12 protein-coding genes, 11 tRNA genes and 4 rRNA genes are annotated in these 23,863 nt (G+C 44.2%); 26 read left to right on the top strand and 1 reads right to left on the bottom strand.

The features are described 5' to 3' along the window. Positions 1-38 precede the first annotated feature (38 nt). The 19 genes from OCV27_RS12990 (at position 39) to luxS (ending at position 14,991) form a co-directional block, all read left to right on the top strand. Positions 39-521, top strand: a complete 483-nt coding sequence (locus OCV27_RS12990; RefSeq protein ID WP_125319915.1) for a CinA family protein — start codon at positions 39-41, stop codon at positions 519-521. 190 nt (positions 522-711) lie between these two features. Beyond that, on the top strand, positions 712-1,758 hold the full coding sequence (recA, locus tag OCV27_RS12985) for a recombinase RecA (RefSeq protein ID WP_125319914.1): 1,047 nt from the start codon (positions 712-714) through the stop codon (positions 1,756-1,758). 72 nt (positions 1,759-1,830) lie between these two features. Further along, positions 1,831-2,295, top strand: a complete 465-nt coding sequence (gene recX / locus OCV27_RS12980; protein ID WP_125319913.1) for a recombination regulator RecX — start codon at positions 1,831-1,833, stop codon at positions 2,293-2,295. Between the two features lie 223 nt (positions 2,296-2,518). Next, the gene (alaS, locus tag OCV27_RS12975; RefSeq protein WP_125319912.1) at positions 2,519-5,101 is read left to right on the top strand and encodes an alanine--tRNA ligase; all 2,583 of its coding nucleotides are present in this window, start codon (positions 2,519-2,521) and stop codon (positions 5,099-5,101) included. Between the two features lie 179 nt (positions 5,102-5,280). Next, positions 5,281-6,444, top strand: a complete 1,164-nt coding sequence (locus OCV27_RS12970; RefSeq protein ID WP_125319911.1) for an aspartate kinase — start codon at positions 5,281-5,283, stop codon at positions 6,442-6,444. A gap of 116 nt (positions 6,445-6,560) precedes the next feature. Next, positions 6,561-6,758 carry a carbon storage regulator CsrA gene (gene csrA, locus OCV27_RS12965; protein ID WP_125319910.1) on the top strand — a complete coding sequence of 66 codons (198 nt, stop codon included), beginning with the start codon at positions 6,561-6,563 and terminating at the stop codon, positions 6,756-6,758. A 183-nt stretch (positions 6,759-6,941) separates the two neighbouring features. Next, a tRNA-Ser gene (locus tag OCV27_RS12960) sits at positions 6,942-7,034 on the top strand. A gap of 40 nt (positions 7,035-7,074) precedes the next feature. Continuing rightward, a tRNA-Arg gene (locus OCV27_RS12955) sits at positions 7,075-7,151 on the top strand. Between the two features lie 22 nt (positions 7,152-7,173). Further along, positions 7,174-7,266: transfer RNA gene (locus OCV27_RS12950), tRNA-Ser, on the top strand. Between the two features lie 77 nt (positions 7,267-7,343). After that, a tRNA-Arg gene (locus tag OCV27_RS12945) sits at positions 7,344-7,420 on the top strand. A gap of 39 nt (positions 7,421-7,459) precedes the next feature. Beyond that, positions 7,460-7,536: transfer RNA gene (locus tag OCV27_RS12940), tRNA-Arg, on the top strand. 53 nt (positions 7,537-7,589) lie between these two features. Beyond that, positions 7,590-7,666, top strand: a tRNA-Arg gene (locus OCV27_RS12935). 39 nt (positions 7,667-7,705) lie between these two features. Then, positions 7,706-7,782 (top strand) — tRNA-Arg (locus OCV27_RS12930). Positions 7,783-7,835: 53 nt separating this feature from the next. Then, a tRNA-Arg gene (locus OCV27_RS12925) sits at positions 7,836-7,912 on the top strand. A 237-nt stretch (positions 7,913-8,149) separates the two neighbouring features. Then, positions 8,150-9,100 (top strand): NADP-dependent oxidoreductase, encoded by a 951-nt coding sequence (locus OCV27_RS12920; protein WP_125319909.1) that lies wholly within the window; start codon positions 8,150-8,152, stop codon positions 9,098-9,100. After that, positions 9,094-9,555, top strand: a complete 462-nt coding sequence (locus tag OCV27_RS12915; protein ID WP_125319908.1) for a YqaA family protein — start codon at positions 9,094-9,096, stop codon at positions 9,553-9,555. Before OCV27_RS12920 ends, OCV27_RS12915 begins: the two co-directional genes overlap by 7 nt. 9 nt (positions 9,556-9,564) lie before the next feature. Continuing rightward, positions 9,565-12,414 (top strand): M16 family metallopeptidase, encoded by a 2,850-nt coding sequence (locus OCV27_RS12910; RefSeq protein ID WP_125319907.1) that lies wholly within the window; start codon positions 9,565-9,567, stop codon positions 12,412-12,414. A 99-nt stretch (positions 12,415-12,513) separates the two neighbouring features. Beyond that, entirely contained in the window at positions 12,514-14,082 is a 1,569-nt protein-coding gene (gshA, locus tag OCV27_RS12905; RefSeq protein ID WP_125319961.1) for a glutamate--cysteine ligase, read from the top strand. 390 nt (positions 14,083-14,472) lie between these two features. Next, the gene (gene luxS / locus OCV27_RS12900) at positions 14,473-14,991 is read left to right on the top strand and encodes an S-ribosylhomocysteine lyase (RefSeq protein WP_125319906.1); all 519 of its coding nucleotides are present in this window, start codon (positions 14,473-14,475) and stop codon (positions 14,989-14,991) included. 38 nt (positions 14,992-15,029) lie between these two features. Here the strand turns inward: luxS and OCV27_RS12895 are convergent, their stop codons facing one another. Then, positions 15,030-15,470 carry an RDD family protein gene (locus OCV27_RS12895; RefSeq protein WP_420919489.1) on the bottom strand — a complete coding sequence of 147 codons (441 nt, stop codon included), beginning with the start codon at positions 15,468-15,470 and terminating at the stop codon, positions 15,030-15,032. A gap of 228 nt (positions 15,471-15,698) precedes the next feature. On the opposite strand from OCV27_RS12895, the gene OCV27_RS12890 reads away from it, so the two are divergent. From OCV27_RS12890 to OCV27_RS12860, 7 genes are all read left to right on the top strand, one after another. Continuing rightward, positions 15,699-15,783, top strand: a tRNA-Leu gene (locus tag OCV27_RS12890). Between the two features lie 790 nt (positions 15,784-16,573). After that, positions 16,574-18,131: ribosomal RNA gene (locus OCV27_RS12885) — 16S ribosomal RNA — on the top strand. Positions 18,132-18,196: 65 nt separating this feature from the next. After that, positions 18,197-18,273, top strand: a tRNA-Ile gene (locus OCV27_RS12880). A 42-nt stretch (positions 18,274-18,315) separates the two neighbouring features. Then, a tRNA-Ala gene (locus tag OCV27_RS12875) sits at positions 18,316-18,391 on the top strand. Between the two features lie 324 nt (positions 18,392-18,715). Beyond that, positions 18,716-21,605 (top strand): 23S ribosomal RNA (locus OCV27_RS12870). 127 nt (positions 21,606-21,732) lie between these two features. Then, positions 21,733-21,848 (top strand): 5S ribosomal RNA (gene rrf / locus OCV27_RS12865). 435 nt (positions 21,849-22,283) lie between these two features. Then, a 16S ribosomal RNA gene (locus tag OCV27_RS12860) occupies positions 22,284-23,841 on the top strand. The 16S, 23S and 5S rRNA genes sit together here with 2 tRNA genes alongside, the layout of an rRNA operon. Positions 23,842-23,863 lie beyond the last annotated feature (22 nt).

The following is a 23,863-nucleotide window of genomic DNA, read 5'->3' as shown; positions in this document are numbered from 1 at the left end:
ATCATGATTTGACGAAAAGTCACAATGAGGTTTTAGATATGGAATCACAGCAAATCTTATCTACCAAACTGGGAAGGTGCTTAAATTATCACCAGATTGTTATTACAACGGCAGAGTCGTGTACTGGTGGCGGTATTTCTGCGGCTATCACTGATATTCCTGGTAGCTCTGCTTGGTTTGATCGTGCTTTTATCACTTATAGCAACGAAGCCAAAATTGAAATGCTAGGGGTTTCTCCAGAAACTATTAACTCCCATGGTGCGGTTAGTGAGATGACTGTAATTGAAATGGTTAAGGGCGCTCTCAAATATTCTAATGCAAATCTAGGTGTGTCAATAAGCGGCGTGGCAGGGCCGGATGGTGGTAGTGCTGAAAAGCCTGTTGGCACAGTATGTTTTGCGTGGGCGGATGATAAGGGTTGGCTTAAAGTGGAGACCCATTATTTTTCAGGCAAGCGTGCAGAAGTACGCCAGCAAGCGGTGAGTCTTGCTTTGCAAGTATTGTATGAAAAAGTGAAGTGAAAAGTTGGTTAGAAAATTAACCTCACAAAAATTAATAAGATGTAGCTGATATACAAAAAAAACATCGACAGCTATGGACACTGTATGAATCAACAGTATAATGATTTATAGTGATAGCCCAGAATAGCTCTGAGGCAAAAATAAGCATTCAAATACCATCAGTGCGTTGATGAGTTAAGTGGAGAAAGTGATGGACGATAACAAACAGAAGGCGCTCGCTGCAGCACTTGGTCAGATTGAAAAGCAATTCGGTAAAGGCTCTATTATGCGTCTTGGTGATAACCGTACTATGGATGTTGAAACTATTTCCACGGGCTCACTTTCTCTTGATATTGCATTAGGTGCTGGTGGCTTACCAATGGGGCGTATTGTTGAAGTTTATGGCCCTGAATCATCGGGTAAAACGACGTTAACACTTGAGTTGATTGCTGCTGCGCAGCGTGAAGGTAAAACGTGTGCTTTTATTGATGCTGAGCATGCACTCGATCCTGTTTATGCGAAAAAACTGGGTGTTGATATTGATGCTTTGTTAGTATCTCAACCCGACACTGGTGAGCAAGCGCTTGAGATTTGTGATGCTTTGGCTCGTTCTGGTGCAATTGATGTGATGGTAATTGACTCGGTTGCAGCATTGACGCCAAAGGCCGAAATTGAAGGTGAGATGGGCGACAGCCATATGGGTCTACAGGCTCGTATGCTATCCCAGGCAATGCGTAAGTTGACGGGTAACCTTAAACAGTCAAATTGTATGTGTATCTTTATCAACCAAATTCGGATGAAGATAGGCGTTATGTTTGGTAATCCAGAAACCACAACAGGTGGTAATGCACTTAAATTTTATGCTTCGGTTCGTCTAGATATTCGCCGCACAGGTTCGATTAAAGATGGTGATGAGGTTGTTGGTAACGAAACTCGCATCAAAGTGGTTAAGAACAAGATTGCGGCACCCTTTAAACAAGCGGAAACTCAAATCATGTATGGCCAAGGCTTTAACCGTGAAGGTGAATTGATAGATCTCGGTGTGAAGCACAAATTGATTGAAAAAGCTGGTGCTTGGTATAGCTACAATGGTGATAAGATTGGCCAAGGTAAGGCTAATGCAGCAAAATATTTGCGTGAGAATACACAAGCTGCCCAAACGATTGATGCGACGTTACGTAGTATGCTGCTTTCTCCTGCAGAGCTTCAAGCTGATGATGTTGAATTAGATAAAATGCCAGAAAAAGAAGAGTTGTAAGTCATCTGATTAAATACGATAAGCCCTGTCAGTTGTGTGCAGGGCTTTGTTATATCTGGCCCTAGGGTATTTATGTTTAAAAGAGCTTTGGTACCTTTATCTGCTAATGAAGCGGCTATCCAACTTTTGAGCCGAAGAGATCATGGTGAATACGAGCTTTATCAAAAGCTTATTTATAAAGGCTATGATGAAAATTCTGTTTATGAAGCAATAAAATTTTGCCTCGATCATAACTACCTTGACGATCTTCGTTATGCTAAAAGCCAAATACGGCAGCATGTATATAAAGGTCATGGTGAGCGGCGTATTCGTCAGGAATTGCAGCAGAAGAGAGTCGTAGATTCTGTGGTAGATCAAGCAATGGAGGAAGAACCACAAGACTGGTTTGTGTTAGCCAAACAAGTAGCGGAAAAGAAATACAAAGGTCAAAAAGCAACAGACCCCAAAGAGTACGCTAAGCAAGTACGCTTTTTACAATATCGAGGCTATAGCTTTGAACAGATAGATCATGCTTTAAATGCCTACCAAGGTGATTAAAAACACTTTTCAGTTGTTTTATGAAGGCATAACGTACCTATTTTTCCTAGTCAAGAGAGCTTCTTTAGGATAAGACTAAGTTTATTGAAAGATAACCGAATCCCCAATAAATACCCTACTCCCCAAAAATAGTGCTCGAAAGATCAACAGGGCCTAGTCGTGGCGCTTGCCATGATCTACAATAGCGCAAAATTCTAACTCGACTATTTCTAGGAAGCGCTGCATGTACATGAGCACTGACGAGGTTCGTAATGCGTTCCTCAAGTTCTTTGAAAGCAAGGGACATCAAATCGTAGACAGTTCATCTTTGGTCCCACATAACGATCCTACTCTGTTATTTACTAATGCAGGGATGAACCAATTTAAAGATTGCTTTTTAGGTGCAGAGAAACGTGCCTATACTCGCGCAACTACGGCTCAGCGTTGTGTACGTGCTGGTGGTAAACACAATGATCTAGAAAACGTTGGTTTTACTGCTCGCCACCATACTTTCTTCGAAATGCTCGGAAATTTCAGCTTTGGTGATTACTTCAAAGAAGATGCCATTACTTATGCATGGGAATTTTTGACTGAAACATTGCAGCTACCTAAAGAGCGTCTTTTAGTCACAATCTATGAGACAGATGATGAGGCGTTCGAAATTTGGAACAAAAAAGTTGGCATACCGGCTGATCGCATCGTGCGTATTGGTGATAAAATAGGCGGTAAACAGTACGAATCCGATAACTTCTGGACAATGGGTGATACAGGTCCTTGTGGTCCATGTACTGAAATCTTCTACGATCACGGTGAGCATATTTGGGGTGGTCGCCCAGGTACCCCTGAAGAGGATGGCGATCGCTTTATCGAGATCTGGAATAATGTCTTTATGCAGTTTAATCGTCATGCTGATGGCACGATGGACCCGCTGCCTAAGCCCGCAGTAGATACTGGTATGGGGATCGAGCGTATTTCTGCAATTATGCAGGGAGTTCACTCAAATTACGAAATTGATGTTTTTCAGAAGCTTATTAAAGCTGCAGCACAAACGATAGGACATCAAGACCTATCGAACCAGTCATTGAGAGTTATCGCAGACCATATTCGTTCATGTTCATTTTTGATTGTTGATGGTGTGATGCCTTCAAACGAAGGTCGTGGTTACGTTTTACGCCGTATCATACGCCGTGCTGTGCGTCATGGTAACAAGCTTGGTGCTAAAGGGGTGTTTTTCCATAAGCTTGTCGGAGTTCTTGCTGAAATAATGGGTTCGGCAGGTGAAGAGCTTAAGAAGCAACAATCAATTGTGGAGAAAGTACTGCGCATCGAGGAAGAGAATTTTGGTCGTACTCTAGAACGCGGGATCACAATTCTTCACGAAGCACTGGATAACTTAGGTGGTAAGGTGCTTGACGGTGAAACAGTATTCAAACTTTATGATACTTACGGTTTCCCTGCTGATCTTACCAATGATGTTGCACGTGAGCGTGATTTTACTATCGATGAGCAAGGCTTTGAGCAAGCAATGGAAGCACAGCGTCAGCGTGCTCGTGAAGCTGGCCAGTTTGGTACTGACTACAACGCTACAATTAAAACCCAAACACAATCTGAGTTCTGTGGTTATAACGCTACGCAAGGTAATAGCGATGTTGTGGAAATATTTGTTAAAGGTGAGTCGGCTGAATCACTATCTGCTGGTGATAAAGCAATACTAATTCTTGATGAAACGCCTTTCTACGCAGAGTCAGGTGGTCAATGTGGTGATACTGGAGTAATTAAAACACAGTATGGTGTTTTTAAAGTAGAAGATACACAAAAGTTGGGTATTGCAATCGCTCACCACGGTGTGTTGGCAGAAGGTGTTTTGGCAAAAGACGACAAAGTTCAAGCCTTAGTTAATGTTGAGCGCCGTGCTGCGATTTCTTTAAACCACTCTGCGACCCATTTGTTGCATGCAGCCCTTCGCCAAATATTGGGAGAGCACGTAACTCAGAAAGGCTCTCTTGTTAAGCCAGAGAATCTACGCTTTGATTTTTCACACTTAGAAGCAGTGACGCCATCTGAGTTGAGAGAGGTTGAGCGTTTAGTTAATGCTCAAGTTCGGCGTAATCATGTCATCGAAACCCAAATCATGGATATAGAGTCGGCCAAGCAGAAAGGTGCAATGGCCTTATTTGGTGAAAAATATGATGATGAAGTTCGTGTTCTGTCTATGGGTGAATTCTCTACAGAACTTTGTGGAGGAATTCACGCATCGAATACGGGTGATATTGGTCTATTTAAGATCGCTTCAGAAGGTGGTATTGCCGCAGGTATTCGCCGTATTGAGGCGGTAACAGGTGAAACAGCACTTGACGTGATTGAAGCCCAACAAGCCAAGTATGAAGAAAAGTTAGCTGAATCTGCGCAAAAAGCAAAAGGCCTAGAAAAAGAAGTTTTGAAGTTAAAAGACAAAATGGCGGCAACAGAGAGTGCCAACATCATGGGGAAAGCTCAGGAAATCAATGGTATTAAAGTATTGATTGCTGGCATGGAAGGCGCTGATAGCAAAAACTTACGTACCATGGTTGATGGTATTAAAAACCAAATGGGAAGTGGTGTCGTCATGCTAGCCAATGTTAATGATGGTAAAATTGGCTTGATAGCAGGGGTTACTAAAGACCTAGTCGATAAAGTAAAGGCGGGAGACCTGGTGAAAATGGTTGCTGAGCAAGTTGGCGGCAAAGGCGGCGGACGTCCTGATATGGCTCAGGCTGGTGGAACTGATGTGGCTGCGTTACCTGAGGCGATGAAAACAATTAAGCCTTGGTTAGAAGAACGTTTATAAATTGGTTGCGCTCAGCAGTTTTGGTTGGGCGTGATTTTTTAATCTCACGAGTGGTCTCTTGAGCTGCATATTTATAACTGTTCTCAATCCCTTTATTTCTGCTGTAATGAGCACAAGCGGGCTATATAGTAGAAGTATCTGGTATGGATGAGGCCATGATCTTAGCAAGGTAAAAACTAGTGATATATCCACTTGTAGTGCAAAAGTTTGGTGGAACTTCTGTCGGCTCAATTGAAAAAATTCAAAGAGTTACCGAGCATATCATTAAGGCAAAAAATTCTGGCAATCAGGTAGTTGTAGTGGTTTCTGCTATGTCAGGAGAGACTAACCGGCTGATGGGTTTGGCCAAACAAATAGATAGTGTGCCAACTGCTCGAGAGCTTGATGTTCTGCTCTCTTCTGGTGAACACGTATCGATGGCACTATTAGCAATGGCCTTAAATAAGCAAGGTTATTCGGCTCGTTCATTAACTGGTGGACAAGCAAAAATTGTTACCAACTACCAGCATAATGATGCAACGATTATAAGCATTGACACCTCGGTAATTAAGGCGCTATTGGCACAAGACCTAATAGTTATAGTGGCGGGGTTTCAAGGTGTTAATAAAAATGGCGATATTACTACCTTGGGCCGAGGTGGGTCGGATACTAGTGCAGTTAATTTAGCTGGGGAGTTGCAAGCCAGTGAGTGTCAAATTTTTACTGATGTAGACGGCATTTATACTTGTGACCCTCACGTAGTCCCAGACGCCAAAAAGATTGAGGTCATTGATTTTGCGTCAATGGAGATAATGGCCCGTAAAGGAGCAAAAGTGCTTCATTTGCCTTCGGTACAATATGCTTGGAAACATAATGTACCACTGCGGGTTTTATCGACATTCAGTTCTTCTGTAGGCAGCTTAGTGAAAGGTAACGAGCCTAGGCTGCCAGTCTGTGGGATTGCTATGCAGCGTGATATGCATTGTATTAAAATATCCCATGCTGCCTACTCTAGTCTTGCAAGGCAGTGTCAGATATTGGGAATCCAGATTTGGGGTGTGATCGAGCGTAAAGATTGGATAGGTGTAGTTATAAAGCACGAAGCTTGTACCAAACTAGAATTGACCTTTGGTGATAAAATCACTAATAGTGAAGAGGTTAGCCTGCTGACATTAGTTGGTCAGCATGATAACAGTATGGTCGAATCGTCTCGCGTTTTGTTGATTGAACACAGTATTGAACCTATACATTACGATCTTAACCGACAATCGTTGACATGGGTATTGTCTCCAGAAAGCATCGACAAAGCAGCGAACATATTGCATCATGCATACTTTATCTCAGCGCAAGCGATTAACTGCTAATCGAAACAAATGTATTTAGGTTAATCGAGTCTGAGAATAAAGTTTACGAAAATATATCTTTTGTTGGATAATAGCCCCGTAGCAAGAAAAATCTGAGATTACTCAAGGAGCAAAGAATGCTAATTTTAACTCGCCGCGTTGGCGAAACTCTCATGATCGGCGATGAAGTCACAGTCACTGTACTGGGCGTAAAAGGTAACCAGGTTCGTATTGGCGTTAACGCGCCTAAAGAAGTGTCTGTTCACCGTGAAGAAATTTACATGCGCATTCAGGCTGAAAAAGGTAACAGTAATACTACTTCAGGAAATTACTAGTGAGACAAAGAGGCTGACGTATGTTGGCCTTTTTTATGCTATTAACAATATGCATTTTAAGTAAAAAGAGTGAATTAGCATCGCTTTGATTAAATAGCCGACGTTTGGACAATCTTTTACGATTTTTGCCAAGAAAATGTTTGACATATTTTTGGTAAATCGTAATATGTGCCTCCGCAAGATGGTGAGGTGGCCGAGAGGCTGAAGGCGCTCCCCTGCTAAGGGAGTATGTGGTTTGTAGCCGCATCGAGGGTTCGAATCCCTCCCTCACCGCCATTCTTGCTTAGCTCTTATTGAGTTGGATGAAAATTATTGCGCGCTCGTAGCTCAGCTGGATAGAGTACCTGGCTACGAACCAGGCGGTCGAAGGTTCGAATCCTTCCGAGCGCGCCATTTCCTTTTTAGGGAATGAATAGGTGAGGTGGCCGAGAGGCTGAAGGCGCTCCCCTGCTAAGGGAGTATGCGGTTTGTAGCCGCATCGAGGGTTCGAATCCCTCCCTCACCGCCATTAATTGGCCTAGTGCCAATTTTTTGTTTTAAGTAAATAATAACGTGATATACTTCACGAATCCCTTTGGGAACTGCGCGCTCGTAGCTCAGCTGGATAGAGTACCTGGCTACGAACCAGGCGGTCGAAGGTTCGAATCCTTCCGAGCGCGCCATCATTACAGTCTGATAATACTATTTTTGTCAGACTTAGTGCGTCCTTAGCTCAGCTGGATAGAGTACCTGGCTACGAACCAGGCGGTCGGAGGTTCGAATCCTCCAGGACGCGCCACTTAGTTCAAGGGACTTTAGTTCCTGATGTTGTTATACAATATCAAATACAGTGCGCTCGTAGCTCAGCTGGATAGAGTACCTGGCTACGAACCAGGCGGTCGAAGGTTCGAATCCTTCCGAGCGCGCCATCATTACAGTCTGATAATACTATTTTTTTCAGATTTCGTGCGTCCTTAGCTCAGCTGGATAGAGTACCTGGCTACGAACCAGGCGGTCGGAGGTTCGAATCCTCCAGGACGCGCCACTTAGTTTAAGGGACTTTAGTTCCTGATGTTGTTATACAATATCTAATACAGCGCGCTCGTAGCTCAGCTGGATAGAGTACCTGGCTACGAACCAGGCGGTCGAAGGTTCGAATCCTTCCGAGCGCGCCATATTACAACCCTGCTGAGATCAGCAGGTTTTTTTATTTCCCTTCCTAATTATGATGATTCCTAAGATTTCAGGACATTAGGCTTGTTTAAGAGGCTACTCCTCAGCTCATTTATAGCCAATTAACGTAAAATTATCGGTTAATTTTAGTTTTGGCAGTTAACTCGTTAGCAATAAATGGTATATATTCAAAGGGATGCTTTTGCATCCTTTTTTCTTGCCGTTAGGGAAATGAATAAATGGAAAACAAACAAATCGCGATTGCTAAATTTGGTGGCCCAGAAGTATTAACATTGCAGACGAATACCGTACCTAATCCACAGCAAGGTGAAGTATTAGTTAAAGTTGCTTTTGCAGGTGTTAATCCTATCGATGTAAAAACACGTTCTGGTTTAGGATGGGCTGCGTCACAGCATAAAGATCATCTACCTTGGGTGCCCGGTTATGATGTTGCTGGTGAAGTTGTCATGTGTGGTGAGCAAGTAGAGCGATTTGAAGTTGGGGATAAAGTTGCAGGATTTATTGGTTTTCCACTGCAAGGTGGAGGATATAGCCAATATATTTGTGTACCAGCAACTGAGTTGAGTCTGGTTCCTGAGGCTATTACGTTAGAAGCGGCAGCCGCATTACCTTTGTCAGGGCAAACCGCAGTTCAGGCACTAGATAAAGCGGGAGTGCATGAAGGACAAAGAGTATTGATTCTAGCAGGTGCTGGAGGCGTTGGTCATCTTGCTATCCAAGTTGCTATTGCTGCTAAAGCTGAGGTATTCACAACCTGCAGCGCCACTAATCTTGATTATATGGCGACTCTTGGAGCTCATGCTGTTAACTATGAGTTTTCTCCTGTTTCTGAGCGTGTTGAAGAAGCTGATGTGTTAATTGATCTTGTTGGTGGTGATGCGGCACTTGATGCTTTAAATTGTTTAAGAGATGGAGCGAAAGTTGTTACTGTTCCCACCTTAACGGCCGAGCTAATTTGTGAGAAAGCCAAGCTGCTTGGTTTTGATGCAACGGGTATGCTTGTTGAGCCTGACTCTGAACAATTAGATGCTTTACTGTACATGGTGAGTGTTGGGTTATTGAAAACAGAGATCCAGCACATTTATCCGATGAGTGAAGTGGATAAGGCTCATAAACAATTAGAAACGGGACATACTAGAGGCAAGGTTTTACTTGATATGCAGTGCTAGAGGCGTTTAACGCCGCCTTTGAAAGTATTGCACTTTGGTTTTCAGACTCAGCACTTTGGGTTTTATTCTTTACAGGCTTGTTAAGCGCGACAATCTTGCCTGGAGGATCCGAGGCTGGGCTTGTTGCCACTCTTACCCTTAATCAATACTCTGTCTTTACCATCCTTTCTGTGGCCACTATAGGTAATACTTTAGGTGGCTTAACAAACTATTGGTTGGGTTTATTACTACCTAACCGAACTCAAAATGAAAAATATGGTCTTAAAGCACTGCAGTGGTTGAGTAAATATGGCTACTGGTCGCTTTTATTTAGTTGGTTGCCTGTAATTGGTGACCCTCTTTGTCTCGCTGCGGGTTGGTTACGAATGCGTTTTTGGCCTTGCCTAGGGTTAATACTTGTTGGTAAAGCATTACGATACGGTCTTATTGCAGCTTTGTTTTATGGTTTTTTCTGAGGAGATGTCATGAGAAAAATCTGGTTAGGTGTCTTTTCTCTTTTTGCTCTTTATGGCTGCTCAAGCGGTCCATTTTCTTCTAGCTCTATTCTTCCTTCAGGTGTTACTTTTGTTGAAGAAGTTCCTGCTACGCCGGGTAAGGCGACTATCCCTTATTCCAAATATCAACTCGATAATGGATTAACGGTTATTTTATCTCCCGATGATTCCGATCCTTTGGTTCATGTTGATGTTACCTATCATGTAGGATCTGCTCGTGAAGAGGCTGGGAAATCAGGTTTTGCCCACTTTTTTGAGCACATGATGTTTCAAGGGAGTGAGCATGTTGGAGACCAAGAGCACTTTAAACTGATCACCGAAGCGGGAGGATCGTTAAATGGTACAACTAACCGCGATAGAACGAATTACTTTGAAACGGTGCCTTCCAATCAGCTAGAAAAAGTACTCTGGCTTGAGTCGGATAGGATGGGCTTTTTACTTGATGCAGTATCACAGCGTAAATTTGAAATTCAGCGTGACACAGTAAAAAATGAGCGAGCGCAAAATTACGATAATCGTCCCTATGGCTTGATGTGGGAAAAAATGGGCGAAGCGCTCTACCCTGAAGGTCATCCATATTCGTGGCAGACTATTGGGTATATTGAAGATCTTGATCGAGTCGATGTTAATGATCTCAAGGCTTTTTTCCTCCGTTGGTATGGGCCTAATAATGCCGTTCTGACAATTGGAGGAGATATTGATGTTAAACAAACGTTAGCTTGGGTTAATAAGTACTTTGGTTCAATACCAAGAGGCCCTGAAGTTGAGCGTGCAACCAAGCAACCAGCAACGCTCAGTGAAGACAAATATATTACGCTACAAGATCGTGTGCAGCAGCCCATGGTTCTCGTCGGTTGGCCAACAACTTACGAGGGTGAGAAAACGGAAACGGCATTAAATGCTTTGGCTAATGTATTAGGCCAAGGGGCGAATAGTCTACTTTATCAAGATTTAGTGAAAACACAAAAAGCAGTTGATGCGGGTGCCTTCCAAGATTGTTCTGAACTCTCGTGTACTTTCTATGTTTACGCAATGGCTCCTTCAGGTGAAAGTGGAAAATTGAAACCACTTTACCAATCACTGATGCAAACTTTAAAGCAATTTGAAGAAAAGGGGGTAAGCCAGCAGCGCTTGGACCAAATCACCGGTATGGCAGAAGCTGATGCAGTTTTTGCTTTGCAAAGTGTTAAAGGTAAAGTATCCCAGTTGGCTTCTAATCAGACTTTCTTTAAACAACCTGATAGATTGCAAACTCAGCTTAAACAAATTCGTGAGGTATCACCAGAGTCTGTAATGAATGCTTTTCATAGCTATGTGAATGGGCATCCCAAAGTGACTTTGAGTGTAGTCCCGAAAGGTAAGTTGGACTATGCAGTTTCGACTGCTACTTTTGAAACGCCGAAAAGAACATTGCCAGAATACGTTAAAATCAACGACAAAGATCTTAGCTATCGTCGACCGATAGACAATTTTGATCGTTCTATAATGCCAGAAGTTGCAAAAGCTGTTAAAGCTCATATGCCTTCACTCTACCATATCTATTTTGATAATGGTGCTGAGCTCTTAGGTACGCAAAGTAGCGAAACACCAACAGTTGAAATAGATATCAGTTTTCCTGCTGGAGAGCGCTATGTTAAACCTGGAAAAGAAGGTTTAGCTAACTTAACAGCAACCATGATGGAGGAGGGAACGCTGGAGTCTACAACTGAGGAGTTGCAAGCGAGATTAGATAAATTGGGTAGCACGGTATCAATCAGTGCAGCAAACTATACCACTAGTATCTCAATCTCAAGCTTAGAGCAAAACTTGCATCAAACTTTGAAAATAGTACAGGAAATTTTATTCACCCCGGCTTTCAAATCATCAGACTTTGAGCGTAATAAACAGCAGATGTTGGAAGGGATTGTTTATCAGCACCAGAAACCGAGTTGGTTAGCCTCGCAAGCTACTAGACAGGTACTATTCTCTGGGTCAATATATCAGCGTCCTAATGATGGTACCAAGGACTCTATTGCTGTTCTTACTCTTGATGACGTAAAAGATTTTTACCAAAAGCATTATACCCCCCAAGGCGCTCAGATTGTGGTAGTAGGTGATATTAATAAGCGTCAAGTTAAGAAAGAGCTATCGTTTATTGAAAACTGGCAGGGTGAAGAGGCTCCTTTGCTCCATCCACAAATGGTGGAACAGCTCGGAAAGCAGAAAATTTATTTAGTCGACAAGCCAGGTTCGCCACAGAGCATTGTGCGTTTTGTACGCCAAGGTTTACCTTTTGATGCAACTGGAGAGGTCTACCTTACTCAATTAGCGAACTTTAATCTGGCGGGCAATTTTAATAGCCGTATAAATCAAAACTTGAGAGAAGATAAAGGTTATACCTATGGAGCGAGTGGCTATTTTGCCGCGAATCGTGAAGTAGGTGCGATCGTTTTTTCTGCTCAAGTTCGCGCAAATGCTACTGCGGCTTCTATTAGAGAAATACAAAAGGAGTTGAGTCAGTATAGTCAGCAGGGAATCACAGATGAAGAAATGAAATTTCTTCGTTTAGCCGTTGGCCAACAGGATGCTTTGAAGTATGAAACGCCATCACAGAAAGCACAGTTGCTAAATAGTATCCTCTTCTACAGCTTGGAAGAAGATTATCTTAAGCAGCGTAATGTCATTGTGGAGACTGTAAATAAAAATACTTTAGATCAGATGGCAGCTAAATGGTTTACTCCCAACGATTACCAAATCATAGTGGTTGGTGATATCAAAATTCTAAAGCCTCAGTTAGAAAGTTTACAAATCCCAGTAGAAGAACTTGAAATCGTTCGTTAGAGCACACATAACTATACCATGACAGAGAGACGGACTTTCTCCGTCTCTACATACAAACGGTCCATAGTGTTTGGATCAGGACTAGAAGTGAACTTCATTGTGACTGATTTTGCTACGCGACTTGAGCAAATAGCGCTCAAACCTGAGATATTTAAATCCCTTTCGCGTGGTGTGGAGAGAGAAACATTGCGCTACCAAAAGGATGGTAAGCTAGCGACAACACCGCACCCCCAAGAGCTAGGTTCTGCTTATGCGAATAATTGGATAACGACAGATTTTTCAGAGTCTTTGTTGGAGTTCATCACCCCTGTATCCACTGATGTCAATACACTCATCCAGCAGCTAGAGGATATCCACCATTTCACTCAATCTAAATTGGGCGAAGAACGAATGTGGCCACTTTCAATGCCGTGTTATGTCAGCCAGCAAGATGATATCCATCTTGCTCAATATGGTGACTCTAATTCTGGGAAAATGAAAACCCTATATCGTGAAGGCCTTAAACGCCGTTACGGAAGTTTAATGCAAATTATTTCTGGTGTGCATTTTAACTTCTCTTTTCCAGAATCTTTTTGGGATGCGCTATATGGTGAGCAAAATGATGCAGAGCGCTGTGGTGCAAAATCTGAGGCTTATTTTGGTTTAATTAGAAACTATTATAGATTTGGGTGGCTGATTCCATTCTTTTTTGGTGCTTCTCCTGCGTTATGTTCTTCCTTTGTTCAAGGTAGAGAGACTAAATTTTCTTTTGAAAATATTGGTCAAACACTTTACCTCCCGAATGCAACCTCACTAAGGATGAGCGACCTCGGTTATACTAATAGCTCGCAAAGTTCGTTGAAAATAGGCTTCAACAGCTTAAATGAATATTTAGATGGTCTTAATACGGCTATTCGAACACCATCCTCTGAATTTGCAGATATTGGTGTGAAGGTTGATGGTGAGTATCGGCAACTTAATAGTAATGTTTTACAGATTGAGAATGAGCTTTATGCCCCAATAAGGCCTAAAAGGGTAGCAAAAAATGGCGAAAAGCCTTCGGAAGCATTATCTCGTGGTGGGGTTGAATATATAGAAGTACGTGCACTAGATGTTAACCCTTATAGTTCTATAGGGATAGATCAGGATCAGATTCGTTTTCTCGACCTTTTCCTCACTTGGTCAGCGCTTTCTGACTCTGAACCTATGGACTTTTGTGAACAGGCATGCTGGCGGGAGAATTGGAATAAAGTGGTTGAATCAGGCCGCCAGATAGGTTTGGAATTACAAATAGGTTGTAAAGGTGAAGCCTTATCTTTACAGAGTTGGGCACATCGTGTTTTTGATGAACTTTTGCTTATTGCACAACAAATGGATGCAGCACACGGGGGAAAGGCCTATCGTTCTGTATGCCATAAGCTTCGCACTTGGATAGATAACCCAGAGCTGACGATTTCTGGGCAGCTTCTTGCTGATACGAAGAAGTTTGGTGGCCTAGGTAAAGTTGGTTGTGAGTTTGGTCAGCAATATAGTGAGCAACATGTTAAACATAATTTTAAAATATACAGCAAGGGAATTATGGAGCAAGAAGTTCAGCGATCTCAAGAGCAACAACGTCAAGTTGAGAATTCAGATACACTCAACTTTGACGATTTTTTACAAGGTTATTTTGCTTACTTGAATTCGTAAATTATTCAACTCTTTGAGGTTGAATATATAACAGTATTAGCAATGGTAATTTCTAGACTCTAATGTTGTTATTTTCAACTGAACCTAAATGAATTTTTTTGTAATGCCACTCAAGGGCCCTTGAGTGGCATTTTTTGTCCGGAATAAGTGGTCATATTATTTCTTCATTAAAATTGAATCAGTAAAGCTCATAAAACATACATATCGAGAGTTTAATTGAGTTAATCATCTATTATTTACCTTGTCTATATGCATGCTTGTCATTAATTCGCTTCGCTATGATATAAAGAAATTGAATTGTTGCATATGAAGGGTTATTTTTTGAAGTAAAAAGGCAAATAAAGTGATATATCACGGCTTTTGAGTTATCACAAATAGGAGACAATTATAATGCCATTGCTAGATAGTTTTACTGTTGATCATACTCGAATGAATGCACCTTCGGTTAGAGTTGCAAAAATGATGAGTACACCAAGGGGGGATACAATTACTGTGTTTGATTTACGTTTTACAGCTCCTAATAAAGCGATTCTTTCTGAAAAAGGTATCCATACACTAGAGCATTTGTATGCGGGGTTTATGCGCAATCATCTCAATGGAAATAAAATTGAGATAATTGATATTTCTCCAATGGGATGTAGAACCGGATTTTACATGAGCTTAGTTGGTACGCCTTCAGAAGAATTTGTTGCCAAGGGGTGGGAATCAGCCATGTATGATGTACTGAAAGTCGAAAGCCAAAACCAAATTCCAGAATTAAATGAGTATCAATGCGGTACTGCTGCAATGCATTCTTTAGCCGAGGCGAAGCAAATTGCTCAAGGTATTATTGATGAGGGTATAGAGGTAAATAAGAATGATGAACTAGCCCTGCCGGAATCAATGCTAAAAGAGTTAGCAGTAGGTTAGATAATCTATAAGGGGAAGGCGCTGTCCTCCCCTTTATGTCATCGAGCTTTACTCAAAACAATAACTTGCGTTTTTGCCCAGATATCGTGAAAACCACGTTTTTGAGGATCGATTGGGACTGTCAGGTTTGCTAGTCCAAAACCTGAAGTAGCGATACGAATTAATGCTTGAGTTACAGATATAGTACTTCCATTCTGATTTCGAATCTGTAGTTTCCAAGCTCTCATTCCCAATGTTTGTCCAGCCCTTGTCCAAAAAAAAACAAAGAAATATATCCAGATTGCAGCAAGATAAAGGGTATAGATTGGCCCCCAAATTGGATGGTTAGTAAGATAATCGCTTACGTCCGTATATGGATCAGCAGTAAATAAGCCAATTGCTGTTAACGCGTGTAATATGGCAATAATGAGGCCAGCAGCCATCATTTCAATCGCAATTACAATTAAGCCATCATAGAGTAACGCACCTAGGCGGCGCATTAGTCCAGCTGGCTGTGAGGCTTCAATTGTTGACATTATGTTCTTTACCCAAGTTTACTAGATGCTCAGGATATCTTTTCAGAACAAGACTGAAAAGATATTTTCCATATAGCTTGGTAAATTGTGGTGATTTTATCAGCAAACGATAGAGAATTCAGTTTTTTGCTCTTGCACCATGCCAATGCTTACGTATAATGCCAACCATTAAAGGGCAAATAGCCTTAAGATGCCGGTGTGGTGAAATTGGTATACACGACGGATTCAAAATCCGTTGCCTTCGGGCGTGGCGGTTCAAGTCCGCCCACCGGTACCATAGAAAACAACAAAGCCTCGACGAAAGTCGGGGCTTTGTTGTTTTCTATGCCGTAAAATATTTATTGATCAAAAAATTGTGAATACTTATTTATGGTTAGATCTTCTTACTTTATGACTATTACTTTATGAGGAGTGGCTGTATTTACTCGTTTCATAAGTAGGTGTTGGTCAGTCTGGCCTTAAAGAGATATAAATAATGTTTTTGCGAAAACTTCGACTATCCATTATACAAGTGTAGGGGCTTGAGAGTGTTTTTTAATCACCTAATTGTTGTTGAAAGAAAAAGTGCATTTTCTACTTGCCTTATCGATTAGTATCCCTATAATGCGCATCCACTGACACGGCATGAGCTACGGCGATTTTAGCCAGTGTCGGTGAGGTAGAAATCAGCAAAAAAAATTAATTTAAAAAAGTGTTTGACTCTTTAAATTATATCGCTAGAATTCACCTCCGCTTTGAGAAGTTAATACATCAAAGCGCTGCTCTTTAACAATATAAACCTATCAATCTGTGTGGGCACTCGTTGATGATAATCCAAAAATGATTCTATTGAATCACTTTAGGTATCAATGAACTGAGTGACCAATACAAATAACGACTTTCTCTTGTAGAAAGGCATTATTTGGCACAGTCAATTCATTATCGTTCTGTTCCTATTTATTTAAGAAGAGAACGATAATAGCTTTAGAATTACATGTTTCTGTTTATTTTCGAATAAGCGGTAAATATTAGTTTTGAAGTCAGTATTCATTGAGCCCAATCCTATTTAGTTAGGAAATCAAAACTTTAAATTGAAGAGTTTGATCATGGCTCAGATTGAACGCTGGCGGCAGGCCTAACACATGCAAGTCGAGCGGAAACGAGAAGTAGCTTGCTACTTCGGCGTCGAGCGGCGGACGGGTGAGTAATGCCTGGGAAATTGCCTTGATGTGGGGGATAACCATTGGAAACGATGGCTAATACCGCATAATGCTTTTGTTTGTAATGAACGGGAGCCAAAGAGGGGGACCTTCGGGCCTCTTGCGTCAAGATATGCCCAGGTGGGATTAGCTAGTTGGTGAGGTAATGGCTCACCAAGGCGACGATCCCTAGCTGGTCTGAGAGGATGATCAGCCACACTGGAACTGAGACACGGTCCAGACTCCTACGGGAGGCAGCAGTGGGGAATATTGCACAATGGGCGCAAGCCTGATGCAGCCATGCCGCGTGTATGAAGAAGGCCTTCGGGTTGTAAAGTACTTTCAGCAGTGAGGAAGGTGGATGTGTTAATAGCGCATTCATTTGACGTTAGCTGCAGAAGAAGCACCGGCTAACTCCGTGCCAGCAGCCGCGGTAATACGGAGGGTGCGAGCGTTAATCGGAATTACTGGGCGTAAAGCGCATGCAGGTGGATGATTAAGTCAGATGTGAAAGCCCGGGGCTCAACCTCGGAATAGCATTTGAAACTGGTCATCTAGAGTACTGTAGAGGGGGGTAGAATTTCAGGTGTAGCGGTGAAATGCGTAGAGATCTGAAGGAATACCAGTGGCGAAGGCGGCCCCCTGGACAGATACTGACACTCAGATGCGAAAGCGTGGGGAGCAAACAGGATTAGATACCCTGGTAGTCCACGCCGTAAACGATGTCTACTTGGAGGTTGTGGCCTTGAGCCGTGGCTTTCGGAGCTAACGCGTTAAGTAGACCGCCTGGGGAGTACGGTCGCAAGATTAAAACTCAAATGAATTGACGGGGGCCCGCACAAGCGGTGGAGCATGTGGTTTAATTCGATGCAACGCGAAGAACCTTACCTACTCTTGACATCCAGAGAAGCCAGCGGAGACGCAGGTGTGCCTTCGGGAGCTCTGAGACAGGTGCTGCATGGCTGTCGTCAGCTCGTGTTGTGAAATGTTGGGTTAAGTCCCGCAACGAGCGCAACCCTTATCCTTGTTTGCCAGCGAGTAATGTCGGGAACTCCAGGGAGACTGCCGGTGATAAACCGGAGGAAGGTGGGGACGACGTCAAGTCATCATGGCCCTTACGAGTAGGGCTACACACGTGCTACAATGGCGCATACAGAGGGCGGCCAACTTGCAAAAGTGAGCGAATCCCAAAAAGTGCGTCGTAGTCCGGATTGGAGTCTGCAACTCGACTCCATGAAGTCGGAATCGCTAGTAATCGTGGATCAGAATGCCACGGTGAATACGTTCCCGGGCCTTGTACACACCGCCCGTCACACCATGGGAGTGGGCTGCAAAAGAAGTAGGTAGTTTAACCTTCGGGAGAACGCTTACCACTTTGTGGTTCATGACTGGGGTGAAGTCGTAACAAGGTAGCGCTAGGGGAACCTGGCGCTGGATCACCTCCTTATACGATGATTATTTTTGATGAGTACCCACACAGATTGATGGTTTATAGATTTTAAAGACGATACTGGGTCTGTAGCTCAGGTGGTTAGAGCGTTCGCCTGATAAGCGAGAGGTCGGTGGTTCAAGTCCACTCAGACCCACCAATCTTCATCCCAGAAGAGTTGGCATACAGTATCACACCTGATGGGGCTATAGCTCAGCTGGGAGAGCGCCTGCCTTGCACGCAGGAGGTCAGCAGTTCGATCCTGCTTAGCTCCACCATCTTTAAATGCATTTGCAATAGTGCACTTAAACATGGTTCTTAATTAGAATCTTGCTCTTTAACAATTTGGAAAGCTGACGAACAATAACCGTGATTGGTTGTTGTTCAAATAAAAGTTCTCAAATCCTAATGATTCTTTTTAACGAAAGAATGATTGGGTACCAACACACATTCAAGTGTTCTTGGAAACACCACAATTCGTTGTGGCGTTTATATTTGAGTCCGGCAAAATCGAACGCTGTCTCGCTCATTCAAATAATGAGACAGCAACTTTGGTTGTTTAATTAACAACACCAACTGAGCAAGACTCTTTGGGGTTGTATGGTTAAGTGACTAAGCGTACACGGTGGATGCCTTGGCAGTCAGAGGCGATGAAAGACGTAGTAACTTGCGATAAGCCCAGATTAGGTAGTAACAACCGTTTGAGTCTGGGATGTCTGAATGGGGAAACCCACGTGCATAAGCACGTATCATTAACTGAATACATAGGTTAATGAGGCAAACCGGGGGAACTGAAACATCTAAGTACCCCGAGGAAAAGAAATCAACCGAGATTCCGAAAGTAGCGGCGAGCGAAATTGGATTAGCCCTTAAGCTTTACACGCGTTAGACGAACAGCCTGGAAAGGCCGACAATAAAGGGTGATAGTCCCGTAGTCGACGACGTGTGTTCAGTGAAATCGAGTAGGACGGGACACGTGATATCCTGTCTGAATATGGGGGGACCATCCTCCAAGGCTAAATACTACTGACTGACCGATAGTGAACCAGTACCGTGAGGGAAAGGCGAAAAGAACCCCTGTGAGGGGAGTGAAATAGAACCTGAAACCGTGTACGTACAAGCAGTAGGAGCACCTTCGTGGTGTGACTGCGTACCTTTTGTATAATGGGTCAGCGACTTATATTCAGTAGCAAGGTTAACCATCTAGGGGAGCCGTAGAGAAATCGAGTCTTAACTGGGCGTCGAGTTGCTGGATATAGACCCGAAACCAGGTGATCTAGCCATGGGCAGGTTGAAGGTTGAGTAACATCAACTGGAGGACCGAACCGACTAATGTTGAAAAATTAGCGGATGACTTGTGGCTAGGGGTGAAAGGCCAATCAAACCTGGAGATAGCTGGTTCTCCCCGAAATCTATTTAGGTAGAGCCTCGGACGAATACTACTGGGGGTAGAGCACTGTTAAGGCTAGGGGGTCATCCCGACTTACCAACCCTTTGCAAACTCCGAATACCAGTAAGTACTATCCGGGAGACACACGGCGGGTGCTAACGTCCGTCGTGGAGAGGGAAACAACCCAGACCGCCAGCTAAGGTCCCAAAGTATAGCTAAGTGGGAAACGATGTGGGAAGGCTTAGACAGCTAGGATGTTGGCTTAGAAGCAGCCATCATTTAAAGAAAGCGTAATAGCTCACTAGTCGAGTCGGCCTGCGCGGAAGATGTAACGGGGCTAAGCTATACACCGAAGCTGCGGCAATACAGTTTACTGTATTGGGTAGGGGAGCGTTCTGTAAGCCGTTGAAGGTGTGCTGTAAGGCATGCTGGAGGTATCAGAAGTGCGAATGCTGACATGAGTAACGATAAAGGGGGTGAAAAACCCCCTCGCCGGAAGACCAAGGGTTCCTGTCCAACGTTAATCGGGGCAGGGTAAGTCGACCCCTAAGGCGAGGCCGAAAGGCGTAGTCGATGGGAAACGGGTTAATATTCCCGTACTTCTTACAATTGCGATGGGGGGACGGAGAAGGCTAGGTGAGCCTGGCGACGGTTGTCCAGGTTCAAGTGCGTAGGCTTGAGAGTTAGGTAAATCCGGCTCTCTCCAAAGCTGAGACACGACGTCGAGCACCTACGGGTGTGAAGTCATTGATGCCATGCTTCCAGGAAAAGCCTCTAAGCTTCAGATTGTAAGAAATCGTACCCCAAACCGACACAGGTGGTCGGGTAGAGAATACCAAGGCGCTTGAGAGAACTCGGGTGAAGGAACTAGGCAAAATGGTACCGTAACTTCGGGAGAAGGTACGCTCTTGTCGGTGAAGTCCCTTGCGGATGGAGCTAACGGGAGTCGCAGATACCAGGTGGCTGCAACTGTTTATTAAAAACACAGCACTGTGCAAAATCGTAAGATGACGTATACGGTGTGACGCCTGCCCGGTGCCGGAAGGTTAATTGATGGGGTTAGACTTAGGTCGAAGCTCTTGATCGAAGCCCCGGTAAACGGCGGCCGTAACTATAACGGTCCTAAGGTAGCGAAATTCCTTGTCGGGTAAGTTCCGACCTGCACGAATGGCGTAATGATGGCCACGCTGTCTCCACCCGAGACTCAGTGAAATTGAAATCGCTGTGAAGATGCAGTGTACCCGCGGCTAGACGGAAAGACCCCGTGAACCTTTACTACAGCTTGGCACTGAACATTGAGCCTACATGTGTAGGATAGGTGGGAGGCTTTGATATGTGCACGCCAGTGTGCATGGAGCCATCCTTGAAATACCACCCTTGTATGTTTGATGTTCTAACTTAGACCCATTATCTGGGTCAAGGACAGTGCCTGGTGGGTAGTTTGACTGGGGCGGTCTCCTCCCAAAGAGTAACGGAGGAGCACGAAGGTGGGCTAAACACGGTTGGACATCGTGTGGTTAGTGCAATGGCATAAGCCCGCTTGACTGCGAGAATGACAATTCGAGCAGGTGCGAAAGCAGGTCATAGTGATCCGGTGGTTCTGTATGGAAGGGCCATCGCTCAACGGATAAAAGGTACTCCGGGGATAACAGGCTGATACCGCCCAAGAGTTCATATCGACGGCGGTGTTTGGCACCTCGATGTCGGCTCATCACATCCTGGGGCTGAAGTCGGTCCCAAGGGTATGGCTGTTCGCCATTTAAAGTGGTACGCGAGCTGGGTTTAGAACGTCGTGAGACAGTTCGGTCCCTATCTGCCGTGGGCGTTGGAAGATTGAAGGGGGCTGCTCCTAGTACGAGAGGACCGGAGTGGACGAACCTCTGGTGTTCGGGTTGTCATGCCAATGGCATTGCCCGGTAGCTAAGTTCGGAATCGATAACCGCTGAAAGCATCTAAGCGGGAAGCGAGCCCTAAGATGAGTCTTCCCTGACCCCTTGAGGGTCCTAAAGGGTTGTTCAAGACTAGAACGTTGATAGGCAGGGTGTGTAAGCGTTGTGAGGCGTTGAGCTAACCTGTACTAATTGCCCGTGAGGCTTAACCATACAACACCCAAAGGGTTTTGTTGTGGACTCAAAGTAGAACATTGAATGTGTAGAGAACGCTCTTTAAAGAGTAAGCAGCTTTCCAGATTTTGACCGGTTGCGAGTGCGCAGCGGGTCACCTAATTTGCTTGGCGACCATAGCGTTGTGGACCCACCTGAACCCATGCCGAACTCAGAAGTGAAACACAATAGCGCCGATGGTAGTGTGGGGTCTCCCCATGTGAGAGTAGGACATCGCCAGGCTTTTATTTCGACTTGTCTTTATAGACGAGTCACCATAAAGCTTTTAAAACTAAGAGTTTTATGTTGACTTCAATAGTCAGTCGCGTATTATACGCGTCCTGCTTATGACCCAAAAGGAACTAAGCAACGCTCTTTAACAAACTAAACCTATCAATCTGTGTGGGCACTCGTTGATGATAATCCAAAAATGATTCTATTGAATCACTTTAGGTATCAATGAACTGAGTGACCAATACAAATAACGACTTTCTCTTGTAGAAAGGCATTATTTGGCACAGTCAATTCATTATCGTTCTGTTCCTATTTATTTAAGAAGAGAACGATAATAGCTTTAGAATTACATGTTTCTGTTTATTTTCGAATAAGCGGTAAATATTAGTTTTGAAGTCAGTATTCATTGAGCCCAATCCTATTTAGTTAGGAAATCAAAACTTTAAATTGAAGAGTTTGATCATGGCTCAGATTGAACGCTGGCGGCAGGCCTAACACATGCAAGTCGAGCGGAAACGAGAAGTAGCTTGCTACTTCGGCGTCGAGCGGCGGACGGGTGAGTAATGCCTGGGAAATTGCCTTGATGTGGGGGATAACCATTGGAAACGATGGCTAATACCGCATAATGCTTTTGTTTGTAATGAACGGGAGCCAAAGAGGGGGACCTTCGGGCCTCTTGCGTCAAGATATGCCCAGGTGGGATTAGCTAGTTGGTGAGGTAATGGCTCACCAAGGCGACGATCCCTAGCTGGTCTGAGAGGATGATCAGCCACACTGGAACTGAGACACGGTCCAGACTCCTACGGGAGGCAGCAGTGGGGAATATTGCACAATGGGCGCAAGCCTGATGCAGCCATGCCGCGTGTATGAAGAAGGCCTTCGGGTTGTAAAGTACTTTCAGCAGTGAGGAAGGTGGATGTGTTAATAGCGCATTCATTTGACGTTAGCTGCAGAAGAAGCACCGGCTAACTCCGTGCCAGCAGCCGCGGTAATACGGAGGGTGCGAGCGTTAATCGGAATTACTGGGCGTAAAGCGCATGCAGGTGGATGATTAAGTCAGATGTGAAAGCCCGGGGCTCAACCTCGGAATAGCATTTGAAACTGGTCATCTAGAGTACTGTAGAGGGGGGTAGAATTTCAGGTGTAGCGGTGAAATGCGTAGAGATCTGAAGGAATACCAGTGGCGAAGGCGGCCCCCTGGACAGATACTGACACTCAGATGCGAAAGCGTGGGGAGCAAACAGGATTAGATACCCTGGTAGTCCACGCCGTAAACGATGTCTACTTGGAGGTTGTGGCCTTGAGCCGTGGCTTTCGGAGCTAACGCGTTAAGTAGACCGCCTGGGGAGTACGGTCGCAAGATTAAAACTCAAATGAATTGACGGGGGCCCGCACAAGCGGTGGAGCATGTGGTTTAATTCGATGCAACGCGAAGAACCTTACCTACTCTTGACATCCAGAGAAGCCAGCGGAGACGCAGGTGTGCCTTCGGGAGCTCTGAGACAGGTGCTGCATGGCTGTCGTCAGCTCGTGTTGTGAAATGTTGGGTTAAGTCCCGCAACGAGCGCAACCCTTATCCTTGTTTGCCAGCGAGTAATGTCGGGAACTCCAGGGAGACTGCCGGTGATAAACCGGAGGAAGGTGGGGACGACGTCAAGTCATCATGGCCCTTACGAGTAGGGCTACACACGTGCTACAATGGCGCATACAGAGGGCGGCCAACTTGCAAAAGTGAGCGAATCCCAAAAAGTGCGTCGTAGTCCGGATTGGAGTCTGCAACTCGACTCCATGAAGTCGGAATCGCTAGTAATCGTGGATCAGAATGCCACGGTGAATACGTTCCCGGGCCTTGTACACACCGCCCGTCACACCATGGGAGTGGGCTGCAAAAGAAGTAGGTAGTTTAACCTTCGGGAGAACGCTTACCACTTTGTGGTTCATGACTGGGGTGAAGTCGTAACAAGGTAGCGCTAGGGGAACCTGGCGCTGGATCACCTCCTTATACGATGATTATTTTTGATGAG

Source organism: Vibrio pectenicida, assembly GCA_024347015.1.
GTDB classification, from domain to species: Bacteria; Pseudomonadota; Gammaproteobacteria; order Enterobacterales; family Vibrionaceae; genus Vibrio; species Vibrio pectenicida.
The sequence above is the reverse complement of the archived record's forward strand: the minus strand, read 5'-3'. Positions and strand labels throughout refer to the sequence as shown.